General features: G+C 63.2%; 18 protein-coding genes. 11 read left to right on the forward strand and 7 right to left on the reverse strand.

What is annotated here, in order from left to right:
* Positions 1 to 2: 2 nt before the first annotated feature.
* The 5 genes from rplI to ACR9Y2_RS24020 all read left to right on the forward strand — a co-directional run bounded on the left by rplI (position 3) and on the right by ACR9Y2_RS24020 (position 7147).
* Positions 3 to 458 (forward strand): 50S ribosomal protein L9, encoded by a 456-nt coding sequence (gene rplI, locus ACR9Y2_RS24000; RefSeq protein WP_435044202.1) that lies wholly within the window; start codon positions 3 to 5, stop codon positions 456 to 458.
* Between the two features lie 74 nt (positions 459 to 532).
* Entirely contained in the window at positions 533 to 2074 is a 1542-nt protein-coding gene (locus ACR9Y2_RS24005; RefSeq protein WP_435044203.1) for a HEAT repeat domain-containing protein, read from the forward strand.
* 103 nt (positions 2075 to 2177) lie between these two features.
* Positions 2178 to 3164, forward strand: a complete 987-nt coding sequence (locus ACR9Y2_RS24010; RefSeq protein WP_435044204.1) for a PHP domain-containing protein — start codon at positions 2178 to 2180, stop codon at positions 3162 to 3164.
* Positions 3164 to 4009 carry a hypothetical protein gene (locus ACR9Y2_RS24015; protein WP_435044205.1) on the forward strand — a complete coding sequence of 282 codons (846 nt, stop codon included), beginning with the start codon at positions 3164 to 3166 and terminating at the stop codon, positions 4007 to 4009. Before ACR9Y2_RS24010 ends, ACR9Y2_RS24015 begins: the two co-directional genes overlap by 1 nt.
* A gap of 81 nt (positions 4010 to 4090) precedes the next feature.
* Positions 4091 to 7147 (forward strand): putative Ig domain-containing protein, encoded by a 3057-nt coding sequence (locus tag ACR9Y2_RS24020; protein WP_435044206.1) that lies wholly within the window; start codon positions 4091 to 4093, stop codon positions 7145 to 7147.
* Between the two features lie 24 nt (positions 7148 to 7171).
* Here the strand turns inward: ACR9Y2_RS24020 and ACR9Y2_RS24025 are convergent, their stop codons facing one another.
* The 5 genes from ACR9Y2_RS24025 to ACR9Y2_RS24045 form a co-directional block, all read right to left on the reverse strand.
* On the reverse strand, positions 7172 to 9235 hold the full coding sequence (locus tag ACR9Y2_RS24025; RefSeq protein WP_435044207.1) for a sigma 54-interacting transcriptional regulator: 2064 nt from the start codon (positions 9233 to 9235) through the stop codon (positions 7172 to 7174).
* Between the two features lie 49 nt (positions 9236 to 9284).
* Positions 9285 to 10835: a DHA2 family efflux MFS transporter permease subunit gene (locus ACR9Y2_RS24030; protein ID WP_435044208.1), complete on the reverse strand. Its 1551-nt coding sequence runs from the start codon at positions 10833 to 10835 to the stop codon at positions 9285 to 9287.
* Between the two features lie 31 nt (positions 10836 to 10866).
* Positions 10867 to 12069 (reverse strand): HlyD family secretion protein, encoded by a 1203-nt coding sequence (locus tag ACR9Y2_RS24035; protein ID WP_435044209.1) that lies wholly within the window; start codon positions 12067 to 12069, stop codon positions 10867 to 10869.
* Positions 12070 to 12096: 27 nt separating this feature from the next.
* Entirely contained in the window at positions 12097 to 13392 is a 1296-nt protein-coding gene (locus ACR9Y2_RS24040; RefSeq protein WP_435044211.1) for a TolC family protein, read from the reverse strand.
* Between the two features lie 83 nt (positions 13393 to 13475).
* Positions 13476 to 14489 (reverse strand): radical SAM protein, encoded by a 1014-nt coding sequence (locus tag ACR9Y2_RS24045; protein ID WP_435044212.1) that lies wholly within the window; start codon positions 14487 to 14489, stop codon positions 13476 to 13478.
* 96 nt (positions 14490 to 14585) lie between these two features.
* On the opposite strand from ACR9Y2_RS24045, the gene ACR9Y2_RS24050 reads away from it, so the two are divergent.
* Both ACR9Y2_RS24050 and ACR9Y2_RS24055 read left to right on the forward strand, forming a co-directional pair.
* Positions 14586 to 17126 (forward strand): GH116 family glycosyl-hydrolase, encoded by a 2541-nt coding sequence (locus tag ACR9Y2_RS24050; RefSeq protein ID WP_435044213.1) that lies wholly within the window; start codon positions 14586 to 14588, stop codon positions 17124 to 17126.
* A gap of 344 nt (positions 17127 to 17470) precedes the next feature.
* Positions 17471 to 18685 carry a hypothetical protein gene (locus ACR9Y2_RS24055; RefSeq protein WP_435044214.1) on the forward strand — a complete coding sequence of 405 codons (1215 nt, stop codon included), beginning with the start codon at positions 17471 to 17473 and terminating at the stop codon, positions 18683 to 18685.
* Positions 18686 to 18703: 18 nt separating this feature from the next.
* Here the strand turns inward: ACR9Y2_RS24055 and ACR9Y2_RS24060 are convergent, their stop codons facing one another.
* On the reverse strand, positions 18704 to 19780 hold the full coding sequence (locus ACR9Y2_RS24060; RefSeq protein ID WP_435044215.1) for a hypothetical protein: 1077 nt from the start codon (positions 19778 to 19780) through the stop codon (positions 18704 to 18706).
* Between the two features lie 206 nt (positions 19781 to 19986).
* Here ACR9Y2_RS24060 and ACR9Y2_RS24065 point away from each other — a divergent pair, with 206 nt between their 5' ends.
* Genes ACR9Y2_RS24065 through ACR9Y2_RS24075 form a run of 3 tightly spaced genes read left to right on the forward strand, consistent with a single transcriptional unit; the run spans position 19987 to position 23611 of the window.
* Complete coding sequence (locus ACR9Y2_RS24065; protein WP_435044216.1) at positions 19987 to 22056, forward strand: LssY C-terminal domain-containing protein; 2070 nt, start codon at positions 19987 to 19989, stop codon at positions 22054 to 22056.
* Positions 22040 to 23125: a hypothetical protein gene (locus tag ACR9Y2_RS24070; RefSeq protein ID WP_435044217.1), complete on the forward strand. Its 1086-nt coding sequence runs from the start codon at positions 22040 to 22042 to the stop codon at positions 23123 to 23125. Before ACR9Y2_RS24065 ends, ACR9Y2_RS24070 begins: the two co-directional genes overlap by 17 nt.
* A gap of 9 nt (positions 23126 to 23134) precedes the next feature.
* Positions 23135 to 23611, forward strand: a complete 477-nt coding sequence (locus ACR9Y2_RS24075; RefSeq protein WP_435044219.1) for a GNAT family N-acetyltransferase — start codon at positions 23135 to 23137, stop codon at positions 23609 to 23611.
* Positions 23612 to 23622: 11 nt separating this feature from the next.
* Here the strand turns inward: ACR9Y2_RS24075 and ACR9Y2_RS24080 are convergent, their stop codons facing one another.
* A complete protein-coding gene (locus tag ACR9Y2_RS24080; RefSeq protein ID WP_435044220.1) occupies positions 23623 to 24267 on the reverse strand; it encodes a hypothetical protein in 645 nt (214 codons plus the stop codon).
* A gap of 9 nt (positions 24268 to 24276) precedes the next feature.
* Between ACR9Y2_RS24080 and ACR9Y2_RS24085 the strand changes: the two genes are divergently transcribed.
* On the forward strand, positions 24277 to 25194 hold the full coding sequence (locus ACR9Y2_RS24085; RefSeq protein ID WP_435044221.1) for an ion channel: 918 nt from the start codon (positions 24277 to 24279) through the stop codon (positions 25192 to 25194).
* Positions 25195 to 25200: the final 6 nt, after the last annotated feature.

Raw genomic sequence — 25200 nt, forward strand, 5'->3', positions numbered from 1 at the left:
CCATGGATGTCATCCTCCGCGAAGACGTAGACAAGCTCGGCCAACGCGGCCAGGTTGTGAAAGTGGCGTCGGGTTACGCCCGCAACTTCCTGCTGCCCAAGAAACTGGCCGTGGCCGCCAACGAATCCAACAAGAAGATCGTCGCCCAGGAACGCGACGCGGCTCTCCGCCGCGAAGCCAAAGACAAGGCTTCGGCCGAGGAATTGGCCAAGCTGCTGGGCGCGCTCAAGCTCACGTCGGTCCAGAAGGCCGGCGAATCGGACGTCCTGTTCGGTTCCGTCACCGCCAAGGACATCGCCGATCTGCTTGAGAAGCAGGGCTACCAGATCGACCGCAAGAAGATCCAGCTCGACGCTCCGATCAAGACCCTGGGCGAGCACAAGATCGCCATCAAACTCCACCGCGAGGTGACCGCCGAGGTCAGCCTGTCGGTGAACAAGGAAGAAGAAGCGCAGTAGCTTCCGGTTCAGCGGGCCCGCCGCCAGCCATGCCAAGGCATGGGCAGCGGCGGGCCCTTTTTACTTTCCCCAACGTGCCTACTTTTCCCGAACAGTTCGACGCTACCCCCGTCTCGCAGCTCCTGTTGGAGGCCGAGCAGGGCCTGATCGGTTTCGATCAGCGCCTGTTGAAGTCGCTTCTCGCCCGCCGCGAGGAAACCCTGGCCGCTCTCGTCCCCTTTGCCGCCGAACCGCGTGAAGAAGTCCTGCTCGACCTCACCGAACAGTCCTTCGATCTCTTCCGCCAGTTCCGCGATCCCGCAGCCATTCCCTTCTACCTCACGCTGCTCGCCAAACGCGGTGACTCCATCCCCGACGAGCTCGTCGAGGCCTTTGCCGACCTCGGTGCTCCAGCCGTCGAGCCCCTGCTCGCCTTCCACGAGAGCAGTTCCGCCGACGACCGCCCGGATGTCGTGTTCCTACTGGTCACCCTGGGCGTGCACGATGCCCGTATCCGTGCCCTGGTCGAAGACACGCTGGCCCGCGATCCCTACGAAGGCGCCCTCTGCGCCGGCCTGTACGGCGACCCCAGCCTGCGCGACACCGTCAGTGCCTGTGCGGAGAATGCACCCGAGAAGAGCGAAGAACGCAAAGTTTTGCTGGAGTGTGTCGACGCCCTGAACAACGAGCGCGGCGCGCATGAGCCCGAAGAGTTCGACATCCTCGCCCTCTACCCGGCCGAGGCCATGCCACTGTTTGACCAGATGGACCCCGAGCATGTGGTCGACTTCTTCGCCTGCGCCGATCCCGCCTACCGTACCCGCGCCGCGGCCAGCTTCACCGACGACGACTTCCCCGACGACATCCGCGACCGCCTGCTGACCCTGGCCGCGGACGATACCGACCCGAAGGTCCGCGGGGCCGCCCTGCGCGCCCTCGGCGAGCGCGTGGCCGAGCCGGCCGTCCGCGAACTGCTGGGCAAAGCGCTTGAGACCAAACGCGAGAACAAGGACGAATGGCTGGGCGCCCTGATCGGCCTGGCCGGCGCCACGGGCGAGCCTGAGGTCCACGACGCGCTGATGGAGGCCTACGCCACCGACGACTGCCGGGCCGCCGCGCTCCACACCATGTGGCGCTCGTTCGACACCCGCTACAAGAAGTACTTCCCGTCCAACCTCAAGAGCGAGGACCTGGACGTCCGCCGCCAGGCCATCCAGGGCGTCGGTGCATTTCCGCTGCCGGACCTCTCGATGGAGCTCGTCCCCATGTTCAAGGACGATGAGGTGCGTGAAGAGGCGCTCTTCGCCTACGCGCTGAGCGTGCGCCACAACACGACGCCCAAGAGCGCAGGCAAGCTGCTCGACATGATCAGCGACCGTGCTGACGGCCTCAACGATTCCGAAGAGGAGTCCGTCTGCATGGCCATTGACCGGCGCCTGGAGCGCGAAGGCTACCAGCCGGTGTTCTTCCCCGACGATGAGGAAGAAGGCGGACACGAAGGCCACGACCACACGCATACCCACGCTCCGGCTACCACTCCCCTGGAGACTGTGCGCAGCGAAAAAGTCGGCCGCAACGATCCCTGCCCCTGCGGCAGCGGCAAGAAGTACAAGAAGTGCTGCGGCGCGCCCGCGTGAACAAACATTTACCTGTCATTCTGTTTGACTGAGAATTCATATAGGGTGCATCGGGCTGTCACGCAGCCCGGTCACTCTGGGTGCGACAGCGGAGATAACCGCCATGCCGCACTCCACTCAGATCATCGCCCGACCCACCTCTCCCCGGCTGCGCGCCTTTCGCGCCGCCGTTTCACTTCACAGCCACACCTCGCATTCCGTGGAGCGCCTCGACCACGTTCGCAGCATTGCGGGCCTGTTCCGCGGACTCTGGTGGACTCCGCCGCTCGCCGCGGGCCCGGCCTTGCAGCTGGAGCGCGCCCAGATTGAGAGCCTCGGCCTGCTGCCCCTGGTCTCGATTACCGACCACGACAACATCGACGCACCCCTGTCGCTGCGCGCCCAGCCCGGCAGTCGCGACGTGCCCGTCAGCGTGGAATGGACCGTGCCCTGGGGCCCCACGTTCTTCCATCTGGGTCTCCACAACCTGCCGCCGCGCCGCGCCGCTGAACGCATGCGGGTCCTGGCCCGCTACACGGCAAACCCTGACACGCAGGAGCTGCCCGGCATCCTCGACTGGTTGGCCGAGGATCCATCCGTTCTCATCGTCTTCAATCATCCGCTGTGGGATGAGAAGGGGCTGCCGCCCGGAGAGCACGAACAGGCCGCCCGCGAGTTCCTGCGCCAGCACCGGCCCTGGATCCACGCCCTGGAACTGAACGGACTGCGTCCCTGGAGCGACAATCGCCGCGTCCTGCGCTGGGCCCGCGAAAGCGGTCTGCCTGCCGTCGCCGGGGGCGACCGTCACGGTTGTGAGCCGAACGTGTTGCTGAATGTCACGAACGCATGTACGTTCGGTGAATTCGTCGAGGAGGTGCGGGATCACGGCATCAGCCGCGTGCTCGCCATGCCCGCCTACCGCAAACCGCGCGGCCAGCGGATTACCTCCGACGTCCTTTCGGTCTTCAGCCGCCAGCCCGATGGATCGCGCTGGATCGATCGGGTGCTGGTCCGGCGCCAGGGTGCCCTGGTCTCGCTGCGCACCCTCTGGAGCCGCCCCCGGACAGCCGCCGCGACAGCCGCCTTCCCGGCCCCGCTACAATCGAGTTAATGAGCCGGTCAGCCTTCCTCTCCATCGTTGCCTTTGCCTCCATCGCCTCGACGCTGGCGACCGCCCAACAGGAGCGAACACCAAAGGCCGCCGCCAAGGTCGTCCAGGATGCCCTCCAGGCTTTGGGCGGCGACAAGTTCCTCGCCATGCAGGACCGCGTGGAAGAGGGGCGCTTCTATGCCTTCTACCGCGAAAACCTCTCCGGCATGTCCCGCGCCAAGGTGTACACCCGCTACCTGCTTGCCCCGGAGCCGATGAAACCCAACTTCTTCGGTATCCGCGAGAGGCGCGCCTTCGGCAAGAAGAACGAGGACTACTTCGTCGTCTACAACGAACTGGGCGGCTACGAGATCACCTACAAAGGCGCCAAGCCGCTGGACAAGCCGGTCTTCGATACCTATCAGGAGACGCTGTTCCACAATGTGCTCTATACCTTCCGCATGCGCCTGAAGGAGCCCGGCCTCACCTTCGATCCCGCCGGCGTCGACATCGTCGAGAACCAGCCCTGCAATGTGGTCGACATTGTCGACAGCGACAACCGAGTGACCAAGGTCTGGTTCCACCAGTCCACCAAGCTGCCCATGAAGCAGTATTGGGACCGCCGCGACCCCAAAACCAGGGACCGCATCGAGGAGGTCACGATCTTCGACAAATATCGCGATATCGGCGGCGGCGTCATGTGGCCTTTCGTCATCCGGCGTGAACGGAATGGTGAGCGGAATTTCGAGATGTTCGCCGATTCCATCAGCATCAATCAGGGCCTCACCGATGAACTTTTCACGTTGTCCTCGGACGTGAAGATGATCGAGAGCAAGGGCAGTAACATCCGGCCCGGCAAGAAGTAAGCCGGCTTCCAGCGACCGGGCAAACATGCAGCGAACGAGCCCGGAATCGTTCGAATAGCCCCCTCGCGTATGCTGGAATCAATGAAATTTATCGCCGCGCGTTTCCTCCTCCTCTGCGCCATGCTTTGCGCTGCCTGGCCCGCTGTGGCCCAGACACGCATCCAGAAGGTCTCCGGCGACGGGCAGCTCGTCCTCCTCTTCTACTCCCCAACCCAGCCCCTGGTCGTCCAGGTGGTGGATGGCGCGGGCAAGCCCGTGGCCGGCAAACCGGTGAAATGGACCGACGTCGGGGGCATCAGCTATGCCAGCCCCAGCACGACCACGACGGACGCGAATGGCCTCGCCTCGCTGCAGTTCGTGGCCGGTGGATCTTTCTCCGCCGGTGTGGGCTTTCTTTCCTACACAGTCACGGCCACCACCGACATCGGCAGCACCAGTTTCTCGATCGTCTCCTACCCTTTCCAGACCGGCGCGGCCAACTACCAGCCACTGGTCGATTTCCTGAAGCCACTGCAAGGCGCCCCGATCACCCTGAAAGCCGGTGAACGCGTGGCCGACGCCGCGCGCATCGTCGTCTCCACCAGCGGCGCCAACGGAGGTTCGGCCGGCCTGCCCATCCCAGGGGTCGGCCTCTCGGTCCGGACCTTGAACCAGGACCCCCTCACTGGGCCAGTCGCCTCCTGCACCGGCGGCACCGTCCTCACGGGCGCTGACGGCACAGCCTCCTGCGAGATCCAGGCCAGCGGCACGCCCGGCACCACCGACCTGGTCATCGACGTCGGAGCCTACCGCACGCAGACCATCCACCTCACCATGCTGCCCGGCGATCCCACGCCCACCATCACCCAGGGCAACAATCAGTCCGGCCAGCCCGGCCAGGCGCTGCCCGTACAACTGGTGGCCCGGATCCTGGATTCCCTGAACAATCCCGTAGCCGGCAAGGCCGTACAGTGGTCTGTCGTCACACCCGGCTCCGCCTCCCTCACCAGTACGGTCTCCACCTCTGACGTTTCCGGCTATGTCTCCGCCAACGTCCTGCTGGGCACCACACCCGGCTCCTTCCAGGTCAAGCTGGCCGTCGGGACGAACACAGTCCTCTTCAATTTTGTGATCCAGGGCACCGTGCCCGCCTTCACCATCACCACCGCGAGCCTGCCGAACGGTGTGGTCGGCGGCGCCTACAACCAGATCCTCGCCGCCACCGGCGGAACCGCGCCTTATACCTGGAGCCTCGCCTCCGCCGGCCTGCCGCCCGGCCTGACCCTCAACTCCAACGGCACCATCACCGGCACAATAACCACGGCGGGTTCCTACGGCTTCACCGTGCGCGCCACCGACAGCACCGGACTCCAGGCCACGCGCAGTTTTTCCATCTCGACCTCCTCGGGGCTGGCCATCACCACCACCACCCTGCCGGCCGCCTCTCTCGGGGCTGCCTATTCGCTCACCCTCGCCGCTACCGGTGGAACCCCGCCCTATACCTGGAATCTATACTCCGGGTCCATCGTCGCCAGCGTCATGCCACCCGGCCTTTCGCTCAGCAACACCGGCGTGATCTCGGGAACCCCCACAGCCGCCGGAAACTACGGGCCCACTGTGCGCGTCGTCGATTCAGCCGGGCACGAAGCGTACCAGACCTACACGTTTACGGTCGCGGCCGGAGTGGTGATCTCCACCGCCTCGCTGCCCAACGGAGCCGTGGGCGCAGCCTACTCTCAGACACTCGCCGCCGCCGGAGGCACTTCGCCTTACCTCTGGACGCTGCTTTCCGGCACCATGCCGCCGGGCCTGGCTGTCTCGCCAGCCGGTGTCCTCAGCGGCACACCCACCGTCAATGGCGTCTTCAACTTCACGCTCCGCGTCGCCGACGCCATCTCCGCCTTCAGCACCAAGGCTTTCACGCTGGTCATCAGCGGAGCCGCGCTGAATATCACTACCGCCTCACTGCCCAACGGCACGCCAGGCATCCAGTATTCCCAGAATCTCGCGGCCTCTGGCGGCACCACACCCTACACCTGGTCGCTCGCGACCGGCACGCTCACGCCCGGCTTGCAGCTCACTGCCGCCGGAGCCATCAGCGGAGTGCCCACCACGGCCGGCACCTCTTCGTTCAGCGTCCGCGTCACGGATGCGGCGGGCGGCAGCGCCACGGCCAACTACATCATCACCGTCGGCGCGGCCCTGCAGATTACCACGGCCTCGGCCCTGCCAAATGGCGCGATCGGTACGGCCTACTCCACCCAGTTCACGGTGCAGGGCGGGACAGCTCCGTTCACCTGGGCCCTGAACTCCGGCGCCATGCCGCCCGGCCTCATGCTGACCACCGCCGGAGTTCTTTCCGGACAGCCCACCACCACCGGCAACTTCTTCTTCTCGGTGCGTGTCAGCGACAGTACAGGCGTATTCGCCACCGCCCCCATGACCCTGACCGTCGACGCGGCCGGTGTCGCGCCGCGCGCGGGCATCATTTCCCAAGTGGCGTCCGGCGGCGGTTGGAAGACCACCATCAGCCTGCTGAACGTGGGCGCCGCTACGGCTCCCGTGAAGGTCCAGTTCATGGCGGAAGACGGCACTTTGCTCGACCTGCCCATGACCATCACCCAGGCTGGCGCTTCCGTTACCCAGGCCGGCGGCCCGGTCAATACGACCCTGGCCCCCAATGCCACACTCCTCATAGAAACTGAGGCGCCCGTTTCGACGACGACGGTCGGTTGGGCCGATGTCCAGGGCACCGGCACCCTCGCGGGCTATGCCATCTTCCGCCAGCGCGGCGGCGATGGCCGGGACTCCGAGGGCACCTCACCGCTTGAAACCAAGGGCCGCACGGCAGTCCTCGTCACCTATGACAATTCGATTGGCTTCGCCACGGGCATCGCCCTGGTGAATCTGTCGACAGCCCAGGCCTCCATCACGGCCATCCAGCGTGACGACTCCGGCGCCGAACTGTCGCGCGACATCATCCTGCTGCCCGCCAACGGGCACATGTCCTTTGCCGTAACTGATCGCTATCCGGCGCTGGCCGGCCGCCGCGGTGTGGTGGAGTTTCAAAGCGACCAGGCCGCGGGCATCACGGCTTTAGGCCTGCGCTTCAGCCCCACGTTGAGTTTCACTTCGATCCCGGTCGCGGTTCGACCCTAACAGGGCGGTGCTGCCCGGCTGGACTCAAACCGGCCGGGCAATGCCCAGCTTCTTCATCCTGGACTGCAGGGTGGTGCGCTTCATCCCCAACCGGGCCGCCGCACCACCCTCGCCGCTCAGTTGCCACTTCGATTCGCGCAGCACCTGCAGGATGTGGCCGCGCTCGGCTTCCTGCAGGGTCATCAAACTCGAAGCGCCCGGCGCGACCGGAGTGCTCTCCGCCTGCGCTGCATTCTTCAGTTCACTCAGCGGGACCCGCAGCACCTCGTTGGGCGACAGGATCACCGCCCGCTCCATCAGATTCTCCAACTCGCGCACGTTGCCCGGCCAATCATAGCGTGCCAGCGCCTCCATGATTTCCCCGGGGATCCGTTCGATTTTACGGCCCATGCGCCGCGCGAACTTCTGCACGAAGTGCCGCACCAGCAGCGGGATGTCGTCCCGCCTCGACCGCAGCGGAGGCAGCAGCACCGGGAACACATTCAACCGGTAGAACAGATCCATGCGGAAACTGCCCTCGGCCACCATCTGCTGCAGATTGCGGTGTGTCGCCGCCACCAGCCGCACATTCACCTTCAACGTCTTCGTTCCGCCCAGCCGTTCAAACTCGTGCTCCTGCAGGGCGCGCAGCAGTTTTGGCTGCAACTCCAGTGGAATGTCGCCGACTTCGTCCAGGAAAAGCGTACCTTCGTGCGCCAGCTCAAAGCGGCCCAGTTTCTGCTGGATGGCGCCAGTGAACGCGCCGCGCTCGTGCCCGAACATTTCGCTCTCCAGCAGGCCGGTCGGAATCGCCGCGCAGTTCAGCTTGACGAAGGTTCGCTCCGCCCGCGGACTCATCTCGTGGATGGCCCGCGCGATCAACTCCTTGCCGGTGCCCGTTTCGCCGATGATCAGCACGCTCGCGTCCGTGGGCGCCACGGTCTGCACCTGCTGCAGCACGGCGCGGAAGTCCGCATTGTCGCCAATCATTTCGCGGAAGTTATATTCGGTGCGGATCTCTTCCTCGAGATACAGCTTCTCGTCCGAGAGCTTGTCCCGCAGCACCTGGATCTCGCGAAATGCGAACGTATTCGCCACCGCGATGGCGATCTGCGCGGCCACCTGCGACAGGAACTGCACATCCTCGTCATGAAACGCGTCTTTCTCGAAGCTGCTCAGGTTCAGGGTGCCGATCACCTTGCCACGCACGATCAGGGGCACGCTGACGGCACTTTGGAACCCCTCTTCCAACAGCCGCCGCGACACCGGGCTGTCGAACTCCATCAATTTGGCCCGGTCGGCGATCAGCGGTTTCTGTGTCTCCACGGCAATCCGGGCAGGGGATAAGTCCAGGGGGATGTGCATCCCCTCCTTCATGAACAGCTCGCCGCTGGGGTAGTCCAACGCGTAGAGCTGCATCACCTGGCCATCTGGAGAAAGCACCGCCAGGCTGGCATAATCGTGAGCCACCACGCGCCGCAGGCCGCCCACGATGCCGGAGAACAGCGTGTTCGGCTCCAGCGAGCCCATCAACGCATTGGTGATCTCCAGCAGAACGTTGAGCCGGTCCCGCTCATGCTCCAGCTTTTTCTGGAAGCAGAGGGCTTTTTCGTAGTTCAGGACATTGTCGACCGCGACCGCCACCTGTGCCGCCACATGCTGCATGAATTCGATGTCCCGCGGCAGGAAAGGCTTCCATGACGTCCGGCCAAAGCCCATGGCGCCGAGCCTGCGTTGCGCGGTCGTCAGCGGCAGGTAAGCGCACGATGCGACACCGTTCTCGCGCAGCTTGCCAATCAGCAGGGGCCACCGTTTCTCTTGGGAGAGGTCGTCGATCAGCACAGGAGCCTGGCGCCGCCACGACAGCCCGGCCGGAGATTCATCCACCTTGAGCGCATGATGCGGAACGTCCGGAATGTGGCCGTCGCTCGTCTCCAGCCAGTGCATCCGCATCTCATCCCGCTCCGCATTGTGCAGCACAATGGTGACGTAATCGAGTTCCACCACCTTGGGCAGGGTGTTGTATAAATCGCGCAGTAAAGCCTGCATATCCTGATGCCTCAGAATGGACCGCGAGACATCGAGCAGGGCGAGGAAGCTGTCGTCCACCCCTCCAGGGTAGCCCGATCGGCCTGCCCGTTCGCGAACTGCTTCCTGCTCAATCAACGTGAATCGGTCCGGTCGTCACTCCGCTCTTCTTCATGAAGAACGTCAGGGGCACCGCGACTGCGAATAGCACAGCCAGTACCCAGAAGCCATCGATGAAGGCCAGCAGCGTGGCGTTCTTCACGGTCAGTCCATACATCATCCCGAACGCCTTCTGCGCCGCATCGGCCGCGCTGGAACCGCCCAGTTGCATGACGTGTTGCGTGGACTCGAGCATCGCCCTGTAGGCGCCGTCGAATGGGGTCAGGTGATCCACCAGGCGGTTCTGGTGGAATTGCGCCCGCCGGGCCAGCAGCGTGCTCGCCATCGCGATGCCCGCGCTGCCGCCAACATTGCGCGCCAGGTTGATGATGCCCGTCGCGTAGCTCGTCTTCTCCTTCGCGATGAAGTTGAATGCCATCGCATTGATCGGCACGAACAGGAAGGCCAGGCCGAGGCTCTGCACCGCGCGCGCCGCCGCGAAGGTGCCGAAGTCGGCCTCCAGGCTCAACCGCGTCATCATCCACAATCCAATCGCCGAAATGCCGAAGCCCACCGCCACCAGGCGCCGTGCCTCGAACTTGCGCAGCAGGATGCCCACCACCGGCATCATCAGCAGGATCACCAGGCCGCCCGGTGAAAGCACCTGGCCGCTCAGCGTCGCCGTGTAGCCCATCAACTGCTGCAGGAACAGCGGGATCAGCATCGTGCTGCCATAAAGCACAAAGCCCAGGATGAACATGGCCACCGTCGAGATCGCGAAGTTCCGCTCCTTCAGAAGCCGAAAGTCCACAACCGGGTTCTTCTGGCGCAGTTCCCACCACACCACGCCCACCAGGCCGATTACCGCCAGCAACGCCGAGCGCACGATGAACTGGGAACCGAACCAGTCGTTCCGCTGGCCTTCGTCCAACACGATTTCCAGCGAAGCCAGGCCGAGGGTCAGCAGGCTCAGGCCGACGTAATCCAGCTTCGATTCCTTCATGCTGACGCGTTCCAGATAGGGCGGATCGTGGATCAGCCAGTTGGTCAAGGTCAACGACAACAGGCCCACCGGGATGTTGATGAAGAAGATCCAGCGCCACGAGAAGTTGTCTGTGATCCAGCCGCCCAGCGTCGGTCCGATCACTGGAGCCAGCACCACGCCCATGCCGTAGATCGCCATGCCCATGCCCTGCTTATCGGCCGGGAAGCTCTCGCGGACGATCGCCTGCGATACGGGCTGCAGCGCTCCGCCGCCCACGCCCTGCAACACCCGGAAGAGAATCAGCATGCCCAGGCTCAGCGCAAAGCCGCACATCAGGGAACTGATGGTGAACAGCAGCACGCAGACCATGTAGAACCGCTTGCGGCCGAACACGGCCGAAAGCCAGCCGCTCAACGGCAGAATCACCGCATTCGACACCAGGTACGACGTCAGTACCCAGGTGCTCTCATCCACCGATGCCGAAAGACTGCCGGCAATGTGCGGCAGGGCCACATTGGCCACACTGGTGTCCAGCACTTCCATGAACGTGGCCAGCATCACCACCAGCGCGATGGTCCACGGACTTGTCTTCCTCATGACGATCTCCAGATCCTTATTCGCGCAGTGCCTACTTCGTCACGATCGTGGCTTCCACGTTCAAGCCGGGGCGCAGCAGCATGCCCTGCGGCAGCTTGTCGAGGACGATCTTTACCGGCACTCGCTGCACCACTTTCACGAAGTTGCCCGTGGCATTCTCAGGCGGCAGCAGGCTCATGCGGGCGCCTGTCGCGCCTGCGACGGAGTCCACGCGGCCCGTCACCTTGCGGCCCAGCATGTCCACATCGATCTCGGCCTTCTGGCCCGGCCTCACGTCGCGCAGTTGCGTCTCCTTAAAGTTCGCCGTCACCCACGTGCCTTCCAGCGGAATCAGCATCAGCAGGCCCTGGCCGGGTTGCAGGATTTGCCCCTGCTCGACGCTCTTGCGCGTCACTACGCCCGCAACCGGCGCCTTGATCTGCGTGTAGCTCAACTGCAGTTCGGCGTACGCCAGATTTGCCTTCGCCTGCTCGATCGAAGCCAGAGCCGACTGCGCCTCCGCGGTTCGCACCGACACCTGGCGCTGCCCGGCCCGCGCCTGCGAGACCGACGCTCGAGCCTCTTCCACCCGCGCCCTGGAGGCTAAGATCGCGGCCCGCTTGTTCTCAGTGTCCTTGCCGGCCGAATCCAGTTTCTCTTTGGCTGCCTGCCACTGACTCTCCGCTACACGCGCCGCCGCCACATACGCGTCGTACTGCTGACGCGAGATTTCCTGCTTCTCAGCCAGCGGACCCATGCGCTCCAGGTCCGCCTGCGCCTTCTCGTTATTGGCCTTCATCGCCGCGACATTTGCCCGCGCGTAGGCCAGTTCCGATCCAGCCGATTGCTCCAGGTTCACCTGCGCCCGCAGCAGTTCAGCTTCGGCCGTCTGCAATTGCGCCTGGGCGCCGGCCGTATTGCTCGACGTCGTCTCCGCCGTCAGGGGCACACTCACCGCCGCCGCGGCCGACTGGCTCTCCGCCAGCGCCAGCGCGGCCCGCGCCTGCCGCACCTTCACTTCGTAGTCACGGGCGTCGATCTCCACCAGAACATCGCCGGGCTTCACCACCTGGTTGTCATTAACCGCCACGCGTGCGACGTTTCCATACACCTTCGACGCCACCGGCACCAGGTTTCCGTCCACCTGGGCATTGTCCGTCGTTTCCCGGCCCTGCAGGCTCAGGAAGGCCATCGAGCCCAGTGCGATGGCGACCACAGCGGCGCTCGCGGCGATGATTTTCCAATTCCGTTTCATGTGCGTCTTCTCCTTCATCCCAGTCGCTTAACGCGTGTACATCAGTTCCATCTGGCCCGTCGCCCGCGCCAGCTCGGCGCGCGCCTGGTTGTAGCGGTAGAGCGCCGCAATCTGTTGATCGCTGGCCCTGGCCAGTTCGTCCTGGGCCGTGATCACTTCGATGTTGTTCGCCACCCCGGCTGAGAACCGGTCCCGCGCCTGCGAAACCTCCTCTCTGGCCAGTTCCACGGTGGAGTTGGCCACATCCACCTGTGTCCGGGCGGCTTTCAACTCGGCCTGCGAAGTCTTCACCTCCTGGCCGATTTGGTTCTCCAGTTCGTGGCGCTGCTGCAGCAGTTTCTTGATTTCGATCTGGGCTTTCGCCGTCAGCGCCCCAATGCGGCCGCCCGTGTAGAGAGGCATGCTCAACTCGGCGGCATAGCTGTAGGCTGGAATCGCATTGTTCAGGTGCGTACCCTGCAGGCTGTAGCCGGCCGTGACGTTCAGTTTCGGCAGGTTCTCGGCTTTCGCGGCTTTCTCTTCCAGTTCCAGACTGCGCATCCGGGCGGCCAACGCCTTCATCTCAGGGCGCTGCAGCCAGGCCGAGGTCAGCGCGCTGTCTCCAGGGAAATCCGGGGTCTGGAAGAAGGTGCCGGTATCGTCCAAATCCACGGCCGCCACATTCAACAGCCGCGCCAAGGCATACAAAGAGGTTTCATACTGGGTCTTCGCAACGATCAGCCGCTGCTGCTCGTTCTGCATCTGCACCTGGGCCCGCAAGCTGTCGATCCTAGTCCCCGCTCCGTTCTTCTGCAGGTCCGACGCGAGATCAAACAGCGCCTTCGCCAGGTCGAATCTGGATTGCGCCGCCGTAATGTCGGCCGAGGCCCGCAGGCTGGCCAGGTACTGGGAGACCACCAGCAGCACATACTGCTCGCGGGTCGAAAGCTCCTGAGCCGTCTCGCTGTCCACCATCGCCTTCGAGGCTTTGTAGCGGTTCCAGAGGCTGAGGTCGAACACCGAGAGCGACGCCTGGGCGCCGGGCTGGAAAATGGGGAACGGACCAACATGCTGGGGGAATCCAGGGATTCGTTTGCCGAGCGTGGTCTCAATATTGCCGCGCTGGACCGACTCCTTCACCGACACGCCGACCTGGGGCAACAGCCCCGACTTGGCGATGACCGAGTCCTGCTGGCTCTCCGCGATCGATAGCTTCGCAATCTGGATCTGCGGATTCTGCCGCAAGGCCAAATCCACCGCGCCGCGCAGTGTCAGCTTCACGGCCGGCTGCTGCCCCTGCGCTACCACCAGCGCCAGGGGGAGAAGCCAAATTGCTTTGTTCATCGTCTTCATCTCCGTACATCCCTGAAAGGGCATGCCGGGTGCCAGACGATTCGCTGAATCAAATCATGAAGTTGACAGGAAGATCAGCCTCGCTGCCGATATTTCGGCGCCGATATTTCAACAAGTGCCGAATTGTCGGCAGGCTCCGTTGTTGAGAAATCGAAGGAAGCTTGCCACTTTGGTGCGTGTTCGGGCCAGCGGGCAGACAGGCTATGCTCCGCCCGCAGCTCATGCAGTATCTTTCTGATTCGCTCCGGGTAGGCGCCGCGGATCGTTGCCTGCTTGTCGAAATGGTCCCGATAGGCTCGCGCCAGGTGCGGGAATGACCGCTCGAGGAACGGAACAAACACAGCCCGAGCACTATCTCGAAGGAAGACCACCTGCGCTCCGAAGTTCTTTGCGCCGGCCTCGACTGCCGCCTTCGCAACGGCCGCCAGGCTCTCCCTGGAGTCGTTGATGCCCGGCATGATCGGGCAGGCAAAGACACTCGTTTCAATACCTTCTGAGCTCAGTGCACGCAGCGCCGCCAGCCGCAGGTCCGGCCTTGGCGCCATGGGTTCCAGAAGCCGCGCCAAGCCAGTGTCGGTTGTGGTGACCGTCATATTCACCCGCACATTGTTCCCCCTGGCGATCTTTACCAGGAGGTCAACATCACGCGCCACCAGGTCAGACTTTGTCGTAATCGCCAGGTTGAAGCTCTGCCGCCGGGCGAACACTTCCAGCACTTTGCGCGTGAGCCCATAGCGCCGCTCCGCCGGCTGATACGGGTCAGTCGCCGTTCCAATCGCAATCCATTCGTCCGGCCGCACGGTGCGCAGCTCCGCCGAGAAACTTCTGAGATCGAACTGCTTGGCGAAGATCTTCCGCTCAAAGTCCACCGGCTCGCGATATTCCATGAATCCATGGGTATAGCGCGCGTAGCAGTACTGGCAGCCGAATTCACAGCCGCGGTAGGGGTTGATGGTCCACTCAAACGGCATACGCTCGCCGCTGCAGCGGTTCAACAGATGGCGCGTGTCCAATTCCCGGTACTCCACTCGCGCCTTCTGCTCCAACTGCCCGCCTTCCCGGGCCAGTTTCGCGATGCCGGAGAACATGACTTCATATTCGCTGTTTATTCGCTTCCCGTCAATACCCATCGCTTGGTTTAAGAAATCTGGCACGGCGCCGCAAACTGAGATAATGTGGGGCGCATGCAGACCGATCGCCGCTCGTTTCTCAAGATCGCCAGTGCCACCCCCACCGCGTTATCCGCCCAGATCGCGCCGCCCGGCGCGAGCGGCGGGGTGCCCTGGCCGCGCAAGTTTGCCGGTGTTCAACTGCAACAGATTGCCTTCCCGCTAGGCGGCATCGCGGCTGGTTCCATTGCGCTGGGCGGCCGCGGCCAGTTGCGCGACTGGGAGATCTTCAATCGCCCGGACAAGGGCAACGCGCCCAACTATGCACTGCCCGCCATCTGGGCGCAGGTGGGTGACCGCAAGCCCGTCGCCAAGATAGCCGAGGCGCGCTACCTGCCGCCCTACGAAGGGTCCAGCGGCCTGGGTTCCAACAACATGCCCGGCATGCCGCGCATGGATACGGCCGTTTTCACCGGCTCCTATCCCATGGCCCGCATCGACTTCCGCGACCGCCGGTTGCCGGTCCGCCTCTCCGCGGAAGCTTTCACGCCCATCTTTCCGCTGGACGCGGACGAGTCCGGCCTGCCGGTCGCGATTCTGCGCTACAAAGTGACGAATCCGGCGAATGTGCCGGCGAAGGTTGCACTGTGTTACTCCATCGACAATGTGGTGGATAAGGGCGACGGGCGCAGCAATGCGGAGAAGTCCGCCGGCGCCCTGCGCGGTTTAGTGATGTCGAATCCAGGACTTGCGGCCGACCACGAACTGAAGGGCGACTTCACGCTGGCTGCCTTGGGTGATGGCGAGGTCAGCATCTGGCGTGGTTGGCCCAAGGGGCGCTGGTGGAACAGTCCGATGCTCTTCTGGGACGAGTTTTCCGCCAAGGGCCGCCTGGAGAAGGAGCCGGATCCGCGCAACGCTGTCGGCGCCGTGTCCATCCGGAAAGAGATCCCCGCCGGCGGCTCGGCCGATTTCACGTTCATCCTCGCGTGGCATTTCCCCAACCGGACCCCGGCCCGCTGCGGCTGGCATTCCGACAAAGGCGATGAGAAGGCCCTGATCGGCAATTACTACTCCACGCGGTTTAAGGACTCCTGGTCGGCCGCCGAGTATCTCGCCGCCAATCTGCCTGTGCTGGAGAAGAAGACCCGTGCGTTCGTAAAGGCGATGACGGAATCGACTCTGCCCGGGGCGGTGAAGGATGCCGCGATGAGCAACATTTCCACCCTGGCGACGACCACCAGTTTCCGCACTTCCGATGGTGAATTTCACGGCTTTGAGGGCGTCAACGACAAGGCCGGCTGCTGCCACGGGTCGTGCACCCACGTCTGGAACTACGAGTCGACCACCGCAATGGTCTATCCGACCCTGGCGCGTAGCCTGCGCAACGCGGTGTTTGGCCACATGATGGACGAACGCGGGGCCATCCACTTCCGGGAGACGCTGCCCACCAAGGGCGCCCGATCCGGCCTGGCGGCGGCCGATGGCCAGATGGGCCAGATCATGAAAGCTTATCTGGACTGGCGGCTCTGGGGCGACCGCGCGTGGCTGAAGAAGATATACCCGGCGGTGAAGAAGTCGATTGAATTCTGTTGGGTACCCGGCGGCTGGGACGCGGACAAGGACGGCGTCATGGAGGGGGCCCAGCACAACACCTACGACGTCGAGTTCTACGGGCCGAATCCTATGTGCGGCATCTACTATCTAGGTGCGCTGCGCGCTGGGGAGGAACTGGCCAAAGCGTCCGGGGATGCCGCCTTTGCAAAGGAGTGCCGCGGGCTGTACGAGCGCGGCCGCCAGTGGATCGAAGCCAATCTATTCAATGGCGAGTACTTCATCCAGAAGGTGCAGGGCACCAAAAAGTCGACCGTAGCCAAGGCCCTCATCTCCGATATGGGCAGTGAGGACACTGAGAACCCCGAATACCAGATGGGCAACGGGTGTCTGGTCGACCAGTTGATCGGGCAGTACCAGGCCGAAGTCTGCGGGTTAGGGCCGCTGGTCAACGAGGAGATGATTGGAAAGACTCTCAAGTCGATCTACCAGTACAACTATAAGCGGGATATGTTCGACCACGAGTGCGTCCAGCGCACCTACATCCTGAACGACGAAGCGGGGCTGGTGGTATGCGACTACGGGAAGGGAACCAGGCCCCATATTCCATTCCCCTACTACGGCGAAGTCTTTACAGGACTGGAACATGCGACGGCGTCGCACCTCATCTATGCCGGGATGGCGGCCGAGGGCATGGAGTGTTTTGTGAACGTCCGCAAACGCTACGACGGGCAGCGGCGCAATCCGTGGGACGAGGCGGAATGCGGCCACCACTATGCCCGTGCCATGTCGGCCTGGAGCGGCATTCTGGCGTTGACCGGCTTCGTGTACCATGCTCCGGAGAAGAAGCTGATTCTGAAGCCGCAGCATAAGCTGACTGAATTGAAGTGCTTCTGGTCGACGGCGAGCGGCTGGGGCACGTTCGAACTGGGTTCGTCCGGGCTAAAGATCACGGTGGAGGACGGCTTCCTGGATCTGGCTGAGGTGGAACTGGCGAAGCGATCCGTCAAGCTTCCGGAACCGGTGAGAGTGACCCCCGGCCAGCCTTACAAAATCACCTAACTTAAATGTCCCTTAATCCTGGCAAATTCCGCTAACAGTACTAGGAGCGCTGAGGCAGTCTTTTACGAGCCTGCCCGGCGTTCCCGGCACGGCTGGTTCGTCAGCGACCTCTCCCAACGCGACATTTTTCCTGCGTGCCCTGGAGATTCCGGCTGCGGCGCTTGGTCATGCGGCGCCGCGGTCCGAGACTCAGCACTGGGGGAGCCGCTGCTACCTCGGCTCCCTCGCTTTTCCCGACCCCTCCCGCCGATCATTTTTGTTCGCCCGTAACCTGTCTCGCCTGTTTGCGCATCCAATGGGGTAAGGCGTGCAATGGTGCGCCTATGCGGAGGAGGGTCGAGTTCATGCACAAGCTGCTGATAGGCTTGCTGGCGGCAGGTTGCCTATTCGCCGGCGAACCGGAAGCGCTGAAAATTGACGCTGACATCCGGGATCGGCACATGCCGTACCTGATGGTGATGGATCCAGTCTTCGAAGCGGCGGACAGCACGAACATCGTCGGGTACACGCGATGCGGCGATTCCGCCATCTGGACCGGACACTACCTTGCGGCGGAGAGTTACCGCTGGAACGTGACGCGCTCGCCCGAGGCGCTGGCCAACGTGATGGACGCACTGAACGGGATCCGCAAGCTGCTGGATGTGACGGGCGTGGATGTGCTGGCGCGTTGCGCCGTGCCGGCCGACTCGGATTGGGCGACCGGCATCATGAGTGAAGAGAGCCTGCACGGCATCCGGTCCGGCGTCGTGGATGGCCAGAGTTACCTTTGGGCGGGGAATACTTCCCGCGATCAGTACTCCGGGGTGTTCTTTGGCCTAACGGCTGCCTGGAATCTGGTTGACGACCAACTGGCGCACGATTGGGTTTCGATGCTCGCCACCCGTATGCTGAACAATCTGCTGGATCATAACTGGCTGGTGCGGATGCCGGAAGGTGACATCTCCACGACGTTCCTGGCGCGCCCTGACCAGCAGCTGAGCCTGTTGAAGCTGGGCAGGCGCTGCAATCCGAAGAGGTTCGAGTCCGCCTACAAGTCGCTGGCGAACCTGGCTGGTTACACCACGGTGCTGCCCATCGCGCTGGAAGTCGAGGATCCCTACAACTCGTACTTCAAGTTCAACCTCGACCACATCAATTTCTACAATCTACTCACCAGCGGTGACAGTTGGTGGGTGCGGCAGAACTACGTGAACGGGTTCGACGTGCTGCGCAAGACGACGGACGACCACGCCAATCCGTTCTTCGACATGATTGATACGGCGATCAATGGCCGCACGCAGCAGCGGGACGAGCACGTCACAACCTATCTGGAGCAGTGGCTGCAGCGCGGGCGCCGCGACAACTGGGTGGATCTGCGGCCGACCTACCCCAGTTGCGGCGGCGACGAGAACCGGGCCTGTGAAGTGATCCCGGTGGTCGAGCGGCCGCCGACGGACTTCCTCTGGCAGCGCAGCCCCTTCCAGCTCTATGGCGGTCTTTACGGGACCATCGAAGGGGCAGGAATCGACTACATCCTGCCCTATTGGATGGCCCGGTACTACGGTGTGCTCAGCGAGTAGTCTTGCGCGCGGGTCCGGTCAGCGGCCGGTGCCCTTTTGCAGCAGCGAGGGATTCACCATCGGGTCGCAGACGTAGCCCTGCGCCTTGAAGAACTGGCAGGCCATCTTGTAGGCCACCGGCGCGCCCGTAGTCTTGTCGAGGATGCCTTTCTTCCCCTGGTTGTGGTACTCCGGCGCCGAGGGAAAGCGCCAGTTGTTGGTGTCCACCAAGGCCTCCACCTGTCCGTAGGGATAGCTGTTGATATAGCCAATCATCTTGGCGTGATAGTAATCTTCCTCCGGCTTGAGCGCCGCCAGAAAGTCGCCGACTGAGGCGTAGGTAGTCTTCGGCGGATGGTGTTCCACGCGCACAGCGTCGAGATTTACGTTTTCCTTCTGCAACTGGTGCAGGGTCTGCACGAAGTGGGCATTGCCGGGGAAGTAGTGGCCGCTCTTGTTGGAGATCCACATCAGACGGCCGTTGGTCACTTTGAGCTCGCCGGCGCCCGCGGTACTGGCCGCCGCCAGCAGGCTGCTGTGGTGCCGGTGGCCGATGGAGTGGTTGGCGGCGTGGATGTGACCTTCTTCGCTCATGACGTAGATGACAAAGCCCAGGCCGCTGTGGAAGGTGCTGGAGGTCGAAGTGTCGAACGGCTTCATGCCGGCGTCGTCGGTGTAGAACAGGCCGTTGATGATGCGCAGCTGCGTCATCTTCTGCTCGGCCGCCGTGGCGTCATAGACCACCAGTCGGTCGGAAGCCCCCCAGTCGAGCTTCCCATCGAGGGTGGTGACGCCGCCCTGGTTCTGGAAGTGCCTCAGCTTGCCTTCATAGGTGCCTTTGGCGGCAATGAGCATCTGTTCGGTCACCGTAGTCGAGGCGGTGCCGAGGGACTGCTGGTAAGTGGCGATGCGGGCCTGGATCGTCGACCCAACGCCCTTGCCGTGGATGCCACGCGCGCTGAGGCACTGTTCGTAGTGTGTCCGGGCCTGGAGCAACTGTGTGGCCAGGGCCAGCAGCGCGTGTTTGCGAAGCGACGTCCGCATGGTGACCATGATGGCCGTGGTCGTCTCGGTTTCGTAGTGCTCTCCCACCTCTGAGAGAAACTTGTAGTGCAAGTGCGGACCTCCGGATTGTGCAGTGGTCGACGCGAGTGTGGTTGAGCGGGCGGACGGTGAGCCCCTGTCGCGCGGAATGACGTCCCAGTCCCCAGTACGACAACCGTTGTACGCTCCTGGCCCGGAGAAAGCAAATGACATTATGGCCGGTCGTGGGGCGCACGCCTCCGGAATTGCGCTAATCTGGCCCTTGAGGGGGCTAGATTATGCCGTACGTCGAGCGAGTGTCTCCACACGCTGCCCATGGCCATGGACTGCGCTGCTTCCTGGGCCTGCTGACTTGCCTCATTGCATTGCCAACGCTGGGGTTAGCGGCGGATCCGGCGGTGAAGCAGATCACGGTGGACGGCAAGCAATCCTGGGTCGATACGGGCCTCGATGTGCAACCCGGCGACATGGTCAAAATCGAAGCGTCGGGCAGCCTCAAATACTCTGATGCGGCGCAGGCCGCGGGCCCCGAAGGACTGGCGCGCGGGTGGAAGGACCTGATTCGTGTCCTGCCGGTGAATGACGCGGGCCGTGGGGCGCTGATCGGACGAATCGGGTCCGAAAACTCGGCCCGGCCGTTCTTCATTGGGGAGCGGCGGGAGAGCCGCATGCCGGTGGCGGGCCGGTTGTTCGTCGGGTTGAACTCGGGCAACTCCACGGCCGAAGGTGAGTACAAAGTGAGCATCCAACTCACCAGCAAGGCGAAGGATGCCGAGACTGAGTTCAAAGGCGTGCTGCCCCCGATCACGGAAGCCGAATTGGCCCAGATCCCGCGGCGCGTGGTGGACAAGGACGGCAACGAAGGCGACCGGGTGAACTTCCTGGTGCTGGGGACAGAGGAGCAGGTGAAGCAGTCGCTGCTGGCGGTGGGCTGGGTGACCGTGGACCGCAGTGTGAGAGACACGCTGCTGCGCGGCGCCCTGGGCACGCTGTCCAAGCAAGCGTACCTGACCATGCCGATGAGCGAATTGATGGTCTTTGGCCGCGCCCAGGATTATGGCTTCGCCATGTCTGATCCCATCAAGACCGTGATGGCGCGCCACCACTTCCGCATCTGGAAAGCGCCCTTCACCGTGGGAGGCATGACGCTGTTTGTGGGCGCCGGCACGCACGACATCGGCTTCGACAAGGACCAACGGAACGGCAACATCACCCACAAGATCGACCCCGACACGGACCTGGAACGCGAGTATATCGGCGAGACGCTGAAGCAAAGCGGCCAGGTGGTGAAGCTCGACTACGTGACGCCGAAAGACACGGTGACGAAGGCCAAGACCGCGCATGGTGAGGAATTTCACTCCGATGGCCGGATCCTGTTGGTCTACCTGAAGCCCGAGAACGGCGATGTCTCCGAGCAGTTCAGCGACTACTTCTGCTCCGTTCTGGCGCAGAACAATCCGGATGGCGAAGAGCTGGGACCGTGCAGCAAGTGGCTGCAGACGCCGGGCAAGGCCGATATGAAGCTCGGCGAGATTCCGAAAGATTACCGGATCCTGATCGTGCCCGGGATTATGAACACCTGTGTAGCGGACACTCCGGCTTATGACAAGGGGCGCAAGGCGCTGACGGACAAGTACGGGCTGACGACAGAGTTGCTGTCGGTGCCGAACGATTCCAGCGAGGCGAACGCCAAGGCGATTGCGTCGTTCATCCAGGAAAAGATGAAGGATGACAAGCGCAAGTTCATTGTCGTGGGCTACTCCAAGGGCACACCCGATCTGCAGGTGGCGCTGGCGCAGGAGCCCGGCGTGAAAGAGAATGTGGCCGCGTTCATCAGCACCGCGGGCGCTTCCGGTGGGTCGCCTGTAGCCGATTCATTGCCGATGCAGTTGGACGCCTACCTGTCGAAGGTGAAGCAGGGTAAGTGCCAGGGCAACCTCGCGGAGGGCTTCAAGAGCCTCAAGAAAGACGTCCGGCAGCGCTTCCTGGCTTCCTATCCGCACCCGCAAGTGCCCACCTATTCGCTGGCTGCGGTGACGACGGCGGAATCGGTTCCAAAGTCGGCTGCGCAGACGTTCAAGATGCTGTCGGCGTGGGACAAGTACAACGACAGTCAACTGCTGAAACTCGACCAGATTATCCCGGAGTCGAAATACCTGGGTGTGGTGAACTCCGATCACCTGAACGTCGCGTTGTCGATGGGCAGCGTGTTTCCCAGGGCGGCTCTGTTGGAAGCGACCGTACGCTTCGTCATCGACGACCTGAATAAGAGCGGCGTGGTGAAGCCGGCGGAGACGACCAAGACCGAACCCAAGAAGAAGAGTTGGGCCGATGGGTTTGGCCAGTAGTACCCTGGCTGGCCTCCTGCTTGGCGCCGCGCTACAGGTAGCGGAACCACCGCGGGGCCAGGTGATCGACCGGGTGGGCGTTGTGGGCAACGACCGGCATAGTTACGCCCTGTTCCTGCCTTCCACCTACACTCCAGACCGCAAGTGGCCGCTGCTGGTGTGCCTGGATCCGGGTGGGCGCGGCAAGGTGCCGGTGGAACGCTTTGCGGCGGCGGCCGAGAAGCACGGGTTCATCGTGGTTGGTTCGAATAACTCGCGCAACGGCCCGATGTCGGTCTCGGCCGAGGCCATCATGGTGCTGAATGAGGAGCTGCCGCGCCGCTATTCCATTGACGAGAAGAGCCGCTTTGCGTGCGGCCTCTCCGGCGGGTCGCGTGTGGCGTTATCGTGGGCGCAGGCCGCCAACCTGAATGGAGTGATTGCCAATGCGGCGGCATTCGGTCCCAGCGGCATCCCGAAGCAGAAGCCGTTCTCGATCTACGCCGTGGCCGGCGTCGACGATTTCAACTATCACGAAGTGTATGCGATGGCGCTGGAGCTGGGCCAGCGGGGCTGGCCGGTGCGGTTCGCCGAGTTTGAGGGCGGCCATGAGTGGTTGCCGGCCGCGCAGGCCGAGGAGGCGCTGCAGTTTCTGTCCGGCAAGCTGGGCCCGCAGGTTCCGCCCGACTCCAAGGAAGAGCGGAAGATGGCGGATCGCTTCGGTCGGATGACTGTGGAACTGGCGAACGCCGACGAGGGTACCCAGAAGTCGCTGGTAAACAGTTGGAAAAAGCAGGCCGCCAAACCGGATGGCCGCGTAGCCCGGCAGGCGCTGGTATGGGCGTTCATCCGTTCCGTGGAAGAGGGCCGCCAGCTGCTGGCCAGCCGTAAGTTTCTGGAAGCCGCGGCGATGGCTGATATCGCTGTGCTGGTCAGGCCGGAGGCGGCCAACGCCTGGATGGCCGTGGCCGAGTCGCAAGCCGCCTTAGGCGATAAGAAGAAGGCCCGTGCCGCGCTGGACAAGGCGGCTGAGCTGGGCTTCCGCGATCAGGAGCGGATTGCCGCCTTACGCGAACGGTTGGGCCGTTAGGGGCACATTATGGAGTACACCATCAGGCCGGTGACCGCCGGCGATCTGGAACTGGTGCTGCGTCACCGGATTGAGATGTTCCGTCACATGGGCTACGAGTCGGAGACGGAGCTGGCGCGGATCCGGGGTCTTTCCGAGCCGTTCTTCGCGGCCGGGCTCAGCAACGGAACGTATGTGGCTTGGGTGGCCGAGGATGAGAATGGTGAGGCCGCGGCCGGCACAGGGGTGCTGTTGCTGCCGTATCAGCCGGGTCCAAACGATACGCGGGCTCAGCGCGCGTTCATCATCAATGTCTACACGGAGCCCCAGCACCGCCGCCAGGGGTTGGCGAAGAAACTGATGGGCGTCGCCGTGGACTGGTGCCGCGAAGCGGGCTTCGCGATTGTCTCTCTGCATGCGAGTGCGGAGGGCCGCCCGCTGTACGAATCCCTGGGTTTCCAGGCGACGAATGAGATGAGATTGTCGCTGCGGAAAACCCGAAGCTGACGCCCCCGGGTTCAATGCCGGATGCTGCCGACCAGGCCGGCGTCGAACAGGCGCTGGTCCATACGGGTGAGGCGGCGGACCTGTTTTGGCGTGATCACTTTGGTGTGAGCCACCCAACACAGGTGTTCGGCTATATACCAGACCGGCTCCTCATCGGCCATCCACTGCCGCTTGTCGAAACGGGCGAGGTCGACGGGGCGAGTGGAGTAGGCGCGCAGTGTTCGCTCGCCTTGCAGGTTGAAGTAGTGCGGGAAGTAGGAGAGGACGAGTTCACGGAGTGTGCGGTAGACGGGCTCGCGGTAGCGCAGGCCGGAGTAGTTCGATTTGGCGACGGAACCCCAGCAGCCGTCCACCTGGAAGAGCGCCAGCACATGGTCGTCGTCGCGGATCGCTTCCAGATCCAGCAGCAGAGCGCGGTATCCGTTCACGCGCAGGGCGGCGGCGGCCAACAGGGCTCCTTCCATGCAGTGGCCGCGGCTATGGCGGAGTACCAGCCGGGGTGAGAAGCACGACGGGCCATCCGGCTCGGTGTTGTAGGCGATCTCTTCGTCGAGAAAACGCTGCAACAGCTCGGGCTTCTTGAGGCTGCGCAGGGTCCGCAGTTCCGCTGGCGTGAGTCCGCTATGTGGGATCATCTCGGGAGTAGAGTAGCGCATCGAACACTTATGGCGAAGATAGCTTTCGATCCGGGCATAACAGAGCGGTTTTCAGGCCAGATCCGGCGGATTATCAATGAAGACGGGTCGTTCAACGTCAGGCGGGTGGGTGGGCGGCTGCGCGACGCCGGCTATTTCCTGTATTTCATGAACCTGAGCTGGCCGGCGTTCCTGGTGCAGGTGCCGCTGATCTATCTCGGCATCGAATTGCTGTTCGCGGTGGCGTATTACCTGATAGGAGTCGAGAACCTGCAGGGCGCACCACGCAATTCAGCCATGCAGGGCTTCACCAGCGCATTTTTCTTCAGTATCCAGACGTTCACGACAGTGGGCTACGGCCACATCTCGCCGAACAGTTTCCTGGCCAGTTCGATAGCCGCCGTGGAGGCGATGTCGGGGATTCTCAGTCTCGCCGTGGCGACTGGCTTAATATTTGCCCGATTTTCGCGGCCTTCTGCCAGCCTTGCCTTCAGTGAGAATGCGGTGATCGCTCCGTTTCAGGATGGGCAGGCGCTGATGTTCCGCCTGGCGAACCGGCGGCCGAACGTGCTGCTGGAATTGGAAGCGCGCATCCTGATGATGACGGTCGAGAACGTGGATGGCGAGTTGAAGCGCCGTTATGCGCCACTGAGCCTGGAGCGGCCTAAGGTCTACTTCCTGCCCCTGGTGTGGACCGTCGTCCACCCCATCAATGAGGACAGCCCGCTGTGGGGCCGGACGGCGGACGACCTGCAACGGCTGCAGACTGAGTTCATGGTGCTGATCAAAGCCTTCGACGACACGTTCAGCCAGACCGTGCACGCGCGGCGCAGCTATGTGGCCGGGGAACTGAAATGGAATGCGCGATTCGTGCCGACGTTCAAAGCGGCGTCGGAGGGCGAGATGGAACTGGATCTCGCCCGCCTGAACGAACACGTTGAAATGTAGCCGGCC

It is taken from the genome of Paludibaculum fermentans, assembly GCF_051172195.1.
GTDB lineage: Bacteria > Acidobacteriota > Terriglobia > Bryobacterales > Bryobacteraceae > Paludibaculum > Paludibaculum fermentans_A.

Coding starts and splice junctions, on each gene's coding strand:
- rplI (WP_435044202.1), top strand. CDS start 3: ATGGATGTCATCCTCCGCGAAGACGTAGACAAGCTCGGCCAACGCGGC.
- ACR9Y2_RS24010 (WP_435044204.1), top strand. CDS start 2,178: ATGCCGCACTCCACTCAGATCATCGCCCGACCCACCTCTCCCCGGCTG.
- ACR9Y2_RS24015 (WP_435044205.1), top strand. CDS start 3,164: ATGAGCCGGTCAGCCTTCCTCTCCATCGTTGCCTTTGCCTCCATCGCC.
- ACR9Y2_RS24020 (WP_435044206.1), top strand. CDS start 4,091: ATGAAATTTATCGCCGCGCGTTTCCTCCTCCTCTGCGCCATGCTTTGC.
- ACR9Y2_RS24030 (WP_435044208.1), bottom strand. CDS start 10,835: ATGAGGAAGACAAGTCCGTGGACCATCGCGCTGGTGGTGATGCTGGCC.
- ACR9Y2_RS24035 (WP_435044209.1), bottom strand. CDS start 12,069: ATGAAACGGAATTGGAAAATCATCGCCGCGAGCGCCGCTGTGGTCGCC.
- ACR9Y2_RS24040 (WP_435044211.1), bottom strand. CDS start 13,392: ATGAACAAAGCAATTTGGCTTCTCCCCCTGGCGCTGGTGGTAGCGCAG.
- ACR9Y2_RS24045 (WP_435044212.1), bottom strand. CDS start 14,489: ATGTTCTCCGGCATCGCGAAACTGGCCCGGGAAGGCGGGCAGTTGGAG.
- ACR9Y2_RS24050 (WP_435044213.1), top strand. CDS start 14,586: ATGCAGACCGATCGCCGCTCGTTTCTCAAGATCGCCAGTGCCACCCCC.
- ACR9Y2_RS24055 (WP_435044214.1), top strand. CDS start 17,471: ATGCACAAGCTGCTGATAGGCTTGCTGGCGGCAGGTTGCCTATTCGCC.
- ACR9Y2_RS24065 (WP_435044216.1), top strand. CDS start 19,987: ATGCCGTACGTCGAGCGAGTGTCTCCACACGCTGCCCATGGCCATGGA.
- ACR9Y2_RS24070 (WP_435044217.1), top strand. CDS start 22,040: ATGGGTTTGGCCAGTAGTACCCTGGCTGGCCTCCTGCTTGGCGCCGCG.
- ACR9Y2_RS24075 (WP_435044219.1), top strand. CDS start 23,135: ATGGAGTACACCATCAGGCCGGTGACCGCCGGCGATCTGGAACTGGTG.
- ACR9Y2_RS24080 (WP_435044220.1), bottom strand. CDS start 24,267: ATGCGCTACTCTACTCCCGAGATGATCCCACATAGCGGACTCACGCCA.
- ACR9Y2_RS24085 (WP_435044221.1), top strand. CDS start 24,277: ATGGCGAAGATAGCTTTCGATCCGGGCATAACAGAGCGGTTTTCAGGC.